Here is a 12,338-nt window from a genome sequence, read left to right as displayed (position 1 = left end):
ATCCTTAATTTAACTCCTAATATGAGGCATATTTTGCAGGTTTTAGGCCCTCCTTTTCAGAAATTATATGCTAATGGAAATTAACTTGCGGAATGTGGGTTCCATCTTAGCAACTAGTAAGATGGATCCTACTGCTTTTCCTACTCATGAACTGTCCAAGACATATAAAGGTTGAGCACTGAGCAGAAAAAGGATTTGGGTTCTTGAAAAGTCCTGCTTTCTTTGTCTTTTCTTTCTTTTTAAAAATGCCAGAAAGAAGAGAGGTCCTTTTAATGGTCATGGCTCTAGGCCTTTTAGGCTATTCTGCGCTTAAATAAAAATCCGAAAAAAATTTATGCGAAAATGGGGAGAACTTCTTCAATCAACTTAAGAAACCTACGCAAAAGCCTGCAACACGCTGGTTTTTTCTGTTTCCTAGGTCTGCATATGCTTTTTATAGGCCATAAAATATTGCAAATTACCAATTTGAAAGCATACCCTAGAATTATCCTTAAGATGCTTAAGGCTCCTTACCAAAAATCCTGCTATTGTGAAACATGGTAAGAAATCACGAATAAAAAAAAGAGCCTTCAGCTTAATGCTGAGGGCTCTTTAAAGATGAAAATTCTATTATATATTAGACTTTAAGCCGCAGGAGCAAATAATCCCAGCTTCGCTTCTTGCTCTTCTTTATATGTCTCGTGCCTAAATGAATAGTAGAGACGAGCCATGCCTACAGCAGAAGTAGCAAGCCAAGCAGCTCCCAAAGCAATGAAAAACGTAGGTGTATTGAGAGTAAGTGCAAAACCTACCAACCCCATGGCAATCGCTGCAATTTTAACTACATTGAAAGCAATAGAGAGCCAATCTTTTGTCTTACTTGCCTGATAATCTCTTACCAGCTGATCTTTTTCAATAATTCTTACTTCGCAATCTTCCAGCTTCTTGCCAGCAATACTATCAAACAGAGTTGCATGCCTTGAATGGGCAAGCGCATTATATTTGCTAGCCAATTTTTCACGAAGGCTTAAGAATTTCTTGTCAAGATTGCCTAAATACTCCTGCTCTAAAGCATCTGCCGATGTTTCTCCAAATTTCTCTTTTCCAAATTTTGCTTTTAACTTAGCAGCTTTTTCTGGCTCATTTGAACTCAAGAATTTAATCGCACGTTTTTTAATCTCCCACTTATTCAATCTAAGCTTCTCTATTTCGCTGGTTACATCGCTATTTTTTTTCTGTAGCGCTAAAGATGTGTCTACCAAGCTTAAAGAAGAGCTAATAATTCCTAGTGTGTCTTTAATTACACGGAGGGGTGAGAGTAAGCTAAGCACCCTAAAGAACGGAAGTCTATTTAGCTGAACTGATATTTTAGCCAAATTCAACAGCCCCATGTTTACCAAAAACTGCCCTGTTCCAATTCCTCTAGAAACACTTCCAAATGCCTTGCTAGCAACTTTCCAAGAGGAATCTTTTTGCCAGCCTTTAGTGACCCAGTATTTAGTATCGCCAAAAATTCCTCCCACATCTAAAACAGTATCTACTACATCAAAATGATTGTAGAGATTGTTAAAACCAGGTGTTTGTGCTTTAAAAGCATACTTAGCAAAATAAATGGAAGATTTTGCTAACTTGCAAACTGATTGAATACTCTCAGAAGTGGAAAAAGAATAAGCATAAAAAGCTACAATATGTCTTACAGTATTACTAAAATTTTCAAACACTTTCTTAGCGCAATTAGTAATTTTATTGCGAGAAGAAGCTGCTAAATTATTGGCAGGCTTATGCTGAGGAGCAGGAACTTGCTCAACTGTAACAGTATGTCCATCTAGCTGACCTGAGATAAAATCTTCCTCTTCTCCGTAGTATGGCTCTGATTGCTGGACGCCTTGTGTGGATGACAATGTATTCATAATTATTTTCCTTGTTTAGAGTTTATTATTAACATTTTATTTATGCTACCTCCAGCTTATGGAGTTATCCAGCTGCCTGCATCTGGCCTTTTGCTCTGGAGATTTACAAGGCGATAGTTATAAATCGCTTCCAAGAGAAAAGCTGCCAATCCACAGCCTGCTGCTGCACAACCCATTGCTGCTATGCCAGGCACTGTTATATGTCCTGTGATAGCTAAAATCTTCAGAGTAATCTCAGCTATATAAGAAGCCAAATTTATTATACTTAAAGCTATTTTGTAGGTTGGCTTGCTGCCCACAACATTAGCTAAATGTTTAAATTCATTAACAGATAGACATAAAATTGCCAATGCCTCAACTCCTTGTAAACCTATTACTAAGGAGATTTTTGCAACCATTGGACTCATTTTTCTTAAGCAATTCGTAAGGTAAGTAAGAAGCTTTTTGTTAGAATTTGCTAACTTAGAAAAATTTCTACCTACCGTTGCTTTTATTTTTAAAAGGTTAATGAGTGCTAATTCATCCAGCCAAAGAAATAGGCCTCCTATATCAGCTACAAAAGAACCTATGCTTGCAAATAGAGAGCATTTGTTAAAAACCTTTTTACTTTTACTGTTCTCCTCTATCTCAAGGTATCGCTTATTAACTAAATCATTAGCATCTACAGCCAGATCACCTAAGGTTAGTAGGCTATCAGCGGCACTAAGAGCTCCCAATAAGCGTGTCCCTTGAAAAGTATTACCTCTTATACAAGCTAATCCTGTCAGCAAATGAATGCTCAATTTGAAAACTTTTCCAAAAAATAAGCGCTCAGCAAAAACTTGAGCAATTACTTGAAAAAGATCGCTAAAAAAAAGCTTTAATTCAACCCAAGTAGATTTTATCTCGTACCCTAGCAAAGTATCTTTTGCTAGCGAAGAGTCACGAGAAGGTAAAAATGTTAAGTTTAAGGTTGCGCTATTTATTGCTTGCATCCTTTTCTCTCATGAAAAATCTATTAAGAATCCTCACTATACCAAGGTTGTTTATTTACCTAAAGAGAAAATAAATTTTAATGCGAAAAACTACAATAATTAAAGCATAAACAAATGAAATAGACATTAAAAACTAGCAGGTATTTTAAAACCAAAAACTATAAAACATGGCTAATAAATTATAAAAATGACGATCGTTACCTAAATAAAGTTTAAAGGTATATTTATCCTTATTATTCATCGTTTAATCCTGTCTTAAGACAAGCTAAAAACTCCTTCTCATTACCTATCGAATTTGTTTTCATGGAGAAATAAAGCTATAGATTGAGGAAGAGCACTTATCATTAAATTTCTAGAAGGGGGAAAAACCTATGAGTGAAAAATATAAAATTAGCGTTTATTGGAAGAAAATCTTTTCTTGCAAAGCGCCAGGAAGAAGAAATAGGGTTTATAAAGGCATAAGGATCATGCATAGAGGGACCTCACCGTAAGAACAACTTTTTATTAGAAAAAATTATCCGAAAGATCAAGGGTCAGAGAATAAAAAGCCCGCAAAAGAAGCGGGTCCCGCTTTTAGCAATAATAGAAAGGATGAGCTTAAATTACTTATAGTAAGTAAAGCACTTTTCACAAATAGCTACTAGAGGATAGCTGCTAGCCGAGGGATAGAGGAATAAAAGAGTATAGCGCGCCTAAAAAAATTATTTATTTTTTAGTAATAGGTGTGAGCAAAAATGCAATTGGAACTTTAAAAAGCTTAGCCACAGCAAGCGAAGAAGATAGCATAGCGTACGCTGTAACAAGGAAATTTACAGCTATGAGATTTTAGTTTAATTAGGCAAAAGTTTTGAAGGATGTACGTGCGGGCATACTTAGCGAAGAAAAAATTCTAAACTAGCTTAGCGAGCCTTTAAATATGAATTCAACATTATCAGAAGGAACAAAAATCACGATAAATTTCTTAGCCTTAGGGAAGAGATCTTCTTCTTACTCGCTCTGTAAATCCAAGTTGGCAAATTTATATAAGCAGCTTTTAGACTCTCCTTCTCTATGAGCTTAACTTTTATCGATTAAAAAAGTAGCCAACTTAAAAAATCTAGCAGGATTTCCTAATAGTTATTTGTGGGCCACCCAATGATCAGCCTTTTCTTCTTAAATGCCTTTTTCACTCTGAAAGCTTCATGCCATAATGTGGGCTAAATGATTAAATTTAGCTAATAAAATTATTCCTAATTTTTTAAATCCTAAAATCCATCTTTTTATCCTTAGGAAGGCCGCGAATTAACTCTTCAGCAAGCATAGCTTTCTTACCTTCAAGCTGGAGTTCAAGAATGCGAAGGGCTCCTTGTCCACAAGCAACTATTAACTCTTCTGTATCAGTAGGCAATAAGGTCCCAGCGGGCCCTCCTTGATCGTCTAGATAGAGGGTGGAATTAATTTTCAGACGTTTTTTTTGCCTCCCTATATTTACATAGCACCAAGCACCTGGGTGAGGATATACGCCTCTAACAAGGTTATGAATGGCTTTAGCTGGAGCACCCCAGTTAATCTCACAATCCTCTAACTCTATTTTTGGGGCGAATGTTGCCTGAGAATGATCTTGCTCCATATGCTCCACACTACCTTGCTCAAGTTGATAAAGCACTTCTACCAAAGTTTTGCTTCCAGCCTCGCATAGTAAACGTTCTAGCTCCCCATAGGTAGTATTAGGACCAATAGGGACTTTAACCATTTTAATAATATCCCCAGCATCCATTTTTCTTACCATATACATAATGGTAACACCTGTTTCTTTTTCTCCTTTGATGATACTATGTTGGATGGGAGCGGCTCCGCGATATTTTGGTAGCAAGCTTGCGTGAACGTTGATGCAGCCTTTAGAGGGTATGTCCAGAACATGTTGCTTAATAATCTCGCCATAAGCAACGACTACGAATAAATCAGCATGATAGGCTTGTAAAATCTCAGCAAATTCAGGGGCAGAAACTAAGGCAGGTTGATGAACGGGTAGAGGAGGATTCTGCGATTGAGCAATACGTTTGACAGGTGTAGGTACTAAATCGCTTGAACGCCCTTTAGGCTTATCGGGTTTAGTCACTACTGCACAAATATGAATCTTATGATTGAGAAGATATTCTAGGATATCTGCTGCAAACTGAGGAGTCCCAAAATATACAATTCTCATCCCTACCTCTTAAAAAAAAGCTGTAAACGCTTGTGGCTATTTTTAAAACAGCCCATCCTCAAAGGGTTTATCTTTCAATCTTAGCTATAAGCTCAGTTTCAGCCTCTTTTTCAGCTTGAGCTACCTCATCATCAAAATTTGTGATTCCTTCCAATCCTAGTAAACCACGCTTAGAGGAACGGCAAAACTCTACAAAATGAAGAATTTCTGGAAGAGGTTCAAGTTCTCTTTCAATTTGGAGCAGCGCTTCTTCAAGACATGCTTTAGAACGGTAAACTATTTTAAAAGCTTTTCCGAGCTCTTGGCGAATCTTTAAAGAAAAACCATGCCTTTTTAACCCCACAATATTGATTCCACCAAATTTGTAAGGAATGCCTGCTCCTATAGTGTAAGGAGGAACATCACGGGTAATACGGCTCATTCCTCCGACCATTGCATACTTACCAATCCTGGAAAATTGATGAACAGGTACAAAACCGCTTATAATAGCACAATCTTCTACAATCACATGGCCTGCAAGGGTAGCATTGTTACTCATAATCACTCGATTGCCTACTATACAATTATGGGCAATATGGCAATAAGCCATGATCAAGCAATCATCGCCTATCTCTACCGATGTATTTTCTCCACACGATGAATTGATTGTTACAAACTCACGGATTTGGCAATTTTTACCAATCTTAACAAAAGTGGTCTCACCTTTATACTTTAGATCCTGTGTTTGAGTGCCTATGCTAGCAAAGGGATAAATAGTGGTTCCTGCGCCAATAATCGTATGGCCGTCAATGTAAGCATGAGACTTAATCGTTACACCCTCTTCTAACTTCACATGAGCTTTAATAATCGCGTAGGGCTCTATGGTAACTTTATCTCCAATAATAGCTCCTGGTTCAATTACGGCGGTAGGATGTATGTTCGATTTTTTCATATTCTCTTTACTCAAAATAATTTTATAAAAGCTTTCTACCCTATTATAACTGACTTTTGTCTACTAGCGCAAAACCGATTTCAGCTTCTGCAGTAATTTTATCATTCACTGTAGCCGTCGCTTGCATCCGTCCTGCTTTGGAACTTAGATGAATACCTTCTACTTTGAGTATTAAAACGTCCCCTGGCTTAGCTGGATTGCGAAATTTAGCATTATTGACAGTCAAAAGCACGGCTATCTTATCATGATAGCCCTTCATATGAATCAATATGCCACCCAATTGTGCTAAAGCTTCTATCATTAGTACACCTGGCATAATAGGAGTATCCGGAAAATGACCTTGAAAAAAAGCTTCATTAAAAGTCAGGTTTTTCTGTCCTACGATTAAGCCCTGCTCTATATTAATATCAAGCACTCGATCTACCAGCAAAAAGGGAAAACGGTGAGGCAAGATTTCTGCTATTTGTTTAATATCAAGTGATTTTGGATAATCAGCTACATGAACTTCCATTAAGCACACTCCGTAATAGAGTTTAATAATTCTTTTGCAAAAGCGCAGTTAGATGCATGACCTGCCCTAAGAGCAATTACGTGCGCCTCAAATTCAATTCCTACAAGAGACAAGTCTCCAATCATATCTAAAATTTTATGTCTTACCATCTCATCGGGAAAGAAAAGCCCCCCCTTACTAAAAGCTGCTTCTTCATGAATAATTACTGCATTATCCAAGCTAGCGCCCTTAGCTAAGCCGTGATCCAATAGGTAAGCCACTTCTTTATAAAGAGCAAAGGTACGACATGAAGCAATTTCATGCTTAAAATTGTAACTGTTTACTTCTAACGAATAAAATTGGCAATTTAAGAGCTTAGAATGTGGATAATTTAAGGTATAACTGATCCGGTATCCATCATAAGGAAAAGCCATAATATATATATCTTCTTGCGTCCAATGAATAGGATTTTGGATTTTAATTATAGGCTTTTGTTCTCCTTGCTCAAGGATCCCGACTTCTTCGATCATATTCACAAAAACATCGGAGCTTCCATTAGCAGCGGGTGGTTCAATTCCTTTAATCTCAATACATAAGTTATCAATATTATTGGCTCGCACAGCGGCAAGAACATGCTCAATGGTATGAATCACTACATTGTTAATCCCTATAGAGGTACTACGGCTTGTTTCATAGACATAATTAACAGAAGCTGGAATCATTGGTCGATCCGGCAAATCTACTCGACAAAATGTAATACCAGTATTATCTGGAGCAGGCACAAAGGTAATTTGTACTTCTTTTCCAGTATGAATGCCAATGCCTGAGAACGAAATAGAATCTTTTAAGGTTCGCTGCTGACGGTATTTTGATATCAAGTTTTGTTTTAAACCACTCACAATTTAGCTCTCTTACGCAATGGAAATGAATGAATTAAGGAACAGGGGCATTCTACTTTAACTTGTAATTTTTAGCAAGTAAAAGCTACTTTCTACAAACAATTCCGTCTAATAAAATATTTAAAAATATTTACTAGGTAATTCTAAGAGTTCCTTATCTAAAAGCAAGAGGATACCTTAAGATTTGATAGCAAAGCAAAGAAAAAGAACTTCTTGATTGTCGTCTAAAAGGCAAAAAATTCAGGTTTTTAATAAGCCAATGGATGGTAAACTCAACAATGTAAACCCTCAGAATTTCGTGTATGCCTTCCTGCGGAAGGAAAAGAGCAGCGTAGAGAAGCTTCAAGGCATTGAGAAAAGTATAAATATTATTATTCCACACTTTATAGCAGGCTTCACGGAAAGTTTTATGCATTAGAGAGCCAAAGTCTTATGACCTTGGCTCTTACATTAGAAAGAAAATTAGCCTTTATCGGGAGCAGCAAAAGGCACAACAGTGTTTGTTACCCCAATAATTTGAGCACCAGGTATACTAAATTCTCCATTATTGTCAGTTGCGGTAAATGTGTCTTTTGAACTTGAATTGCTATAAGATCCTTTGATAGAAAAAGGGCCTATTCCTACAGATAGATTTGTTTTAAGAGCTGTCTCAATTTTTTTAGAATCACTTTCACTCCATTTGCCAGAAATTTTAATATCCTTAGCAATGACAAAGGCTGTCGAGTAATAAGGTAATATTTTAGATATTGAATCCTTATCTGCAGCAGGAAAAATTCCTCCAGATATTATTCCTGCTGGTTGACCGCCTAAATTCCAGTTTTTAAGAGCAAAAAGTACAGTGTTCATCCAAGGCCTTAAGATTGGAATTGTTCCGATTTTAAAATCAAACCTAAACTCACTAGTTTCTATATGAGATCTCTCTTCCCTATCCTCTTTTCTGAAGCTACCTTCAGTAGAAAAAAGTCCATATTGAAACGAGCCTCCTCCACCATATTGTGTATCTTTAGTCGTATCCTCTCCTGATGCCTCTTTAGAGGTAAATGAAAACTGAGAATACCCACTATCATCTTCATACCAATTAGAAGGGAAACCATATGAAATATGAAACGGCATTTTATCGATTTGGCCTGTCTGTTCGCTTTTTGTATAAATGTTTTTTGAATCATTAATAACATATGTTACAGCATCATTCCCATAAGCCTCAAGGATATCCAAAGCTTGTCTTACAAATTTATATTTCTTTACTTCATCTTCAGCAATATCAATGGCAAGTTGTAATTGAAGAGAAAGAACTTGCCATTTTCTTTGATCTTCAAGCTTGCTTAAATTGTAGCGATTTTTAGTATTGAGATAATCAATATATGCTGAAGTGCGACGTGTTCTAGCTTGTGTATATGCTGTATAATTAGGGGAGGTTTCTTTTATCACAGTCTCTTTTCCAGTAAATGGATTTTTCTCTACTCTTTCGACATATAAATAACTTAAAGCTTTTTTTAAAATTTCTTCGGATTGCTTATCTGGCTGTTGAGAGGAGTTAGCCCCATTTATTATGGTACGGTATGCATTATCAATACTTTGAATGGAGAGTTTACCGTTTGGACCAAAATTCGCAGATGCAATTCTTGCAAACTCTTCAGTTGTTCTGAAATCTCCTCCTGGATACATGGGGCTTATGGGAGGGTTATTTTTATAGCTTTCTAAATTAATAGGCATGCCATTTGGGATAATTTGAAGGTAGCCATCCTTCTTATCAATAAGAGGTGTTCCCCCTGCAGGCGTATATGTAAGTAATTTATTAATTTTGTCGTAGAGAGCATGAACAATTTTCATGGTCTGTTGGCTTTTAGGATCCTCGGCTCTTAAAATGAATCTAGAGGAGAAAACCTTAATATTTTGTTCCAGGTTTATATACTTAGTGTTCGTCTTAATAACATTTTTTTTAAACTGATAAATATGGGAGATTGTCGTGTGCGGCTGCTTAAATGTAGTGTCTCTTAGCATAACCTCAATTTTTGGCCTATATCCATTTCTTTTTAAAGCTTCTAAGAAAGAAGCTTTTTCGTGAATTGAATTAGTGGCATTAGAAAGACTAATTCCTAAGTTTTCCAATAGCTTTCTAAATTTAATAGGAGCGACTAAACCCTTTTGATCTATAGCGACAATTTGGCCAACATTTTCGCCAAATTGGTTTTTTTTTTCTGTCATTGCTAAGCCAAAGGCAACAACCTCATTACTACAGGGAATGAAAGCTTTGATTGATGTATTCATGGCAATCTCCTTTTTTATGAGTTTTTATTCTTTGAAAGCTCTCTAATGGACTTCAAAGAACATAACCAAGAATAAAAACTTTTTTTATAAACAACAATCTTTTTTTAAGATTTTTTTTTACTCTCCGTTTCATAGGTTAAATTCTTTTCGCATATAATTCCTGAAAAGGAGAGCCTAAAACCTGCAAAATATGTTGTCTGGTAAGTTTTAAATTAAGGACTAGCTCCCACATATCCTCAGGTTTATGCCTTATCAGCAGGAATACTCCTTCAAATAGTGAGAAAATCCAACGCATGGTAAGTGGTTGAGCTAGCTCGCCTAATCGGTTAGAGATGAAAGAAGATAATTCTTTTAACTATTGACGCTAATAACCCAGAGCAAGGTTATAAACCAGCTAACAGAACAAATGATCATAATAAAAGCGATAATTCTTTCCTCATTCTTAAGGAAGATAGAAGAGTTCATGAATAAAAGGTCCTTTAGAAAGCAAAATCCTCTTTCAATCGATTGCTGACCTTTATATTATGGGGAGCACTAATACTCGATGATATGCTTTTTTGTTCTTGACAGCTAGGCAACTTTTCTTGATGACTCAAAAGTTACATTTTCTTGTACTGCATCTAAATGTTTACGAGAAGGCTTTAAAACAAAGATTTCATCTAGCCTCTTTTCGAAATCGCGGAAGAGTTCTTTTGAATTTTCATGCTCAACAATTTCTCTTATGACTTGGCACAAAGCATCCACTCTAGACTTTTCTACTAGGCTCCCCAAGGTTGCTAAAGGGAGTTTGTTCTTAATGAAATTTGTTTGAGACAAATGAAAAAGAAAGCAGTGGTCAAACAGCCGGCTTAGAATCAAAGATCGCTCCGATCCCTCAACGCCGCACTGTTTGGCCAAACTGCAAAACCCACAATGACTACTCCAATCTTCAATAAAAACCTCCACTAACCATCTTAAAGTATATCCTTGCATCACATCTTTCATATTCCATGAAAGATTTGCAGCCATAAGATAGCGATACTCATTTTCGCCCTCATATTTAAGGACTATTATTAATCGTTTTTTGTGATGAGAAAGAACATACAATCTTGCTCCCCCGGCTTGCACCACATTTTTTTTATCACCGCGAATGAAAATTTCCTGCTTTCAGCCTTTATAGAAGGCAAAGAATTCTTGCCATGACAGAGATTTTTCACCCTGCATGACTTTTTGATTCTTTCTTAGTTGAGTAATAATTTGCACTCCAGGCCAAATAATCTCTATTCCATCTACAAACAAACTATTTCCGTAAAGAGCATCGGCAAGTACACAACTGACTTTAAAAACAGGAAATTCACAGGCAAAATTTTTGAGTAATTGCAGAGCTAGTGTATATTTTTTTGGATATCCTAATAACCTTTTAGGCTCTTTTGGACGGTCTTTTTTAGCAACACTCAATTTTTTTAGCTTCTTCACTTCCTGTTGCCATTGTGTGAGTTTGAGATCGGGAGAATAAAAGGCAAAAGAGACGAGAAGGCAAAATTTTTTAGTCACTAGCTGAAGAAATACTATATTTTGATCACAAAAATAGCCTCTCGTTTTTTTATCACGGATTTTATGTAAATAATGCAACTTTTTCCGAATTTTTCGATCTACAGTGATTTTTATCATCGATAACCAGAATGCCTTCTGTAATGCCATGTTTACCCAGAACGGCGAGAACACTACAAATTAGCAGCCTATTCCAAACAATCTTAGCACGTCTAAACATGGCCGATAAAGCCATCTTCTTATAGCTTTTAAGCCGAGCCCTTTCAGATTTAGCCCAACAGATTGAATTGGTAATGAATATCCCCATCAAACAAAAAGCCAGCCAACACCATTGAATTTTAGATAAGCTATTGCGGGAATTTTCTTGTTTGAGAGCCACTCCAAGTTGATTTAAATATTCTTTAATAAAGGGAAGTGTTTAGGAAAACATAGACAAAAAAATATTTTTAATGAGTTGATAATACCATTTAAACGAACTCCGTAAGTAGCAGCTATTGAGAATTGCAAACAGCCTTTTTCTAAATTCAAATAAGGAGGATAATTTAGGGAGAGAAAAGGTTTGGAAAGGAGGAAACCATGTTTGTAGCTTTTTATCATACAATAGAGGAATTAAACGCCATGGCAAAAAAGAAAGCCTATGGCAGTTACAGTTGTAAAATAAGAGCAGTGGTGATGGCGATGGAAGGAGAAAGCGCATATCAGATAGGAAAAGCGCTAGGTTATTGTACAAGCGCTATTCAAAAATGGATCCGAAGGTATAATGCTCAAAATTTAGAGGGCCTGAAAGATAAAAGGCCTGTAATAACAGGAAGAAAAAGAGCTTCAACGTTTGAGCAAGAAAAAGCTTTCTTAGAGAGGATAGAAAAAGGGCCTGAACCTGACGAAAGCATCAATGTTTTCCACCTAGTTGATCTGCAAGCTATTCTAAAAAAAGAGTTTGGTAAAAACTTAACCTTGCAAGGAATTTGGACAATCTTACGTCGCAGCCGCTATACGCCTTTGGTTCCTCGTCCTTAAGCATTATAAAGCTAACCTAAGGGACCAAGAAGCCTTTAAAAAAAATTCCAGAAGTCATCACCAGCTTAAACAAACAATTTCCCAAGAAAAACATCGAAATTTGGTTTGAAGATGAAGCACGGCTTGGACAACAAAGCACCTCTACTAAGGTATGG

10 protein-coding genes are annotated in these 12,338 nt (G+C 36.5%); 1 reads left to right on the top strand and 9 read right to left on the bottom strand.

Features of this window, described 5'->3' with window-relative positions; translation table 11 throughout:
• Nucleotides 1-623 precede the first annotated feature (623 nt).
• From NEOC65_RS09485 to NEOC65_RS09445, 9 genes are all read right to left on the bottom strand, one after another.
• Nucleotides 624-1,889 carry a hypothetical protein gene (locus tag NEOC65_RS09485; protein ID WP_166156903.1) on the bottom strand — a complete coding sequence of 422 codons (1,266 nt, stop codon included), beginning with the start codon at nt 1,887-1,889 and terminating at the stop codon, nt 624-626.
• Nucleotides 1,890-1,945: 56 nt separating this feature from the next.
• A complete protein-coding gene (locus NEOC65_RS09480; RefSeq protein WP_166156906.1) occupies nt 1,946-2,863 on the bottom strand; it encodes a hypothetical protein in 918 nt (305 codons plus the stop codon).
• 1,237 nt (nt 2,864-4,100) lie between these two features.
• Entirely contained in the window at nt 4,101-5,048 is a 948-nt protein-coding gene (fmt, locus tag NEOC65_RS09475) for a methionyl-tRNA formyltransferase (protein WP_166156909.1), read from the bottom strand.
• A 67-nt stretch (nt 5,049-5,115) separates the two neighbouring features.
• On the bottom strand, nt 5,116-5,979 hold the full coding sequence (gene lpxA, locus NEOC65_RS09470) for an acyl-ACP--UDP-N-acetylglucosamine O-acyltransferase (RefSeq protein WP_166156912.1): 864 nt from the start codon (nt 5,977-5,979) through the stop codon (nt 5,116-5,118).
• Nucleotides 5,980-6,022: 43 nt separating this feature from the next.
• Nucleotides 6,023-6,490 carry a 3-hydroxyacyl-ACP dehydratase FabZ gene (gene fabZ / locus NEOC65_RS09465; RefSeq protein WP_166156915.1) on the bottom strand — a complete coding sequence of 156 codons (468 nt, stop codon included), beginning with the start codon at nt 6,488-6,490 and terminating at the stop codon, nt 6,023-6,025.
• Nucleotides 6,490-7,368, bottom strand: coding sequence for a UDP-3-O-acyl-N-acetylglucosamine deacetylase (lpxC, locus tag NEOC65_RS09460; protein WP_166156918.1), 879 nt, complete (start codon nt 7,366-7,368; stop codon nt 6,490-6,492). The genes fabZ and lpxC overlap by 1 nt, the downstream gene beginning before the upstream one ends.
• A gap of 462 nt (nt 7,369-7,830) precedes the next feature.
• Nucleotides 7,831-9,636, bottom strand: coding sequence for a hypothetical protein (locus NEOC65_RS09455; RefSeq protein WP_213156345.1), 1,806 nt, complete (start codon nt 9,634-9,636; stop codon nt 7,831-7,833).
• Between the two features lie 570 nt (nt 9,637-10,206).
• A complete protein-coding gene (locus NEOC65_RS09450; protein ID WP_213156344.1) occupies nt 10,207-10,722 on the bottom strand; it encodes a hypothetical protein in 516 nt (171 codons plus the stop codon).
• A 60-nt stretch (nt 10,723-10,782) separates the two neighbouring features.
• The gene (locus NEOC65_RS09445; protein ID WP_213156343.1) at nt 10,783-11,286 is read right to left on the bottom strand and encodes a transposase; all 504 of its coding nucleotides are present in this window, start codon (nt 11,284-11,286) and stop codon (nt 10,783-10,785) included.
• Nucleotides 11,287-11,742: 456 nt separating this feature from the next.
• Between NEOC65_RS09445 and NEOC65_RS09440 the strand changes: the two genes are divergently transcribed.
• Nucleotides 11,743-12,183, top strand: a complete 441-nt coding sequence (locus NEOC65_RS09440) for a helix-turn-helix domain-containing protein (RefSeq protein WP_213156342.1) — start codon at nt 11,743-11,745, stop codon at nt 12,181-12,183.
• Nucleotides 12,184-12,338: the final 155 nt, after the last annotated feature.

It is taken from the genome of Neochlamydia sp. AcF65 (genome assembly GCF_018342435.1).
Lineage (GTDB): Bacteria > Chlamydiota > Chlamydiia > Chlamydiales > Parachlamydiaceae > Neochlamydia.
Note: the sequence above shows the minus strand (reverse complement) of the source record. Positions and strands in the feature narration are given on the sequence as shown.

Bases quoted from the DNA above. Each gene is read 5' to 3' on its own strand.
- NEOC65_RS09440 (WP_213156342.1), top strand. From the start codon at position 11,743: ATGTTTGTAGCTTTTTATCATACAATAGAGGAATTAAACGCCATGGCA.
- lpxA (WP_166156912.1), bottom strand. From the start codon at position 5,979: ATGAAAAAATCGAACATACATCCTACCGCCGTAATTGAACCAGGAGCT.
- NEOC65_RS09480 (WP_166156906.1), bottom strand. From the start codon at position 2,863: ATGCAAGCAATAAATAGCGCAACCTTAAACTTAACATTTTTACCTTCT.
- NEOC65_RS09445 (WP_213156343.1), bottom strand. From the start codon at position 11,286: ATGATAAAAATCACTGTAGATCGAAAAATTCGGAAAAAGTTGCATTAT.
- fmt (WP_166156909.1), bottom strand. From the start codon at position 5,048: ATGAGAATTGTATATTTTGGGACTCCTCAGTTTGCAGCAGATATCCTA.
- fabZ (WP_166156915.1), bottom strand. From the start codon at position 6,490: ATGGAAGTTCATGTAGCTGATTATCCAAAATCACTTGATATTAAACAA.
- NEOC65_RS09455 (WP_213156345.1), bottom strand. From the start codon at position 9,636: ATGAATACATCAATCAAAGCTTTCATTCCCTGTAGTAATGAGGTTGTT.
- NEOC65_RS09485 (WP_166156903.1), bottom strand. From the start codon at position 1,889: ATGAATACATTGTCATCCACACAAGGCGTCCAGCAATCAGAGCCATAC.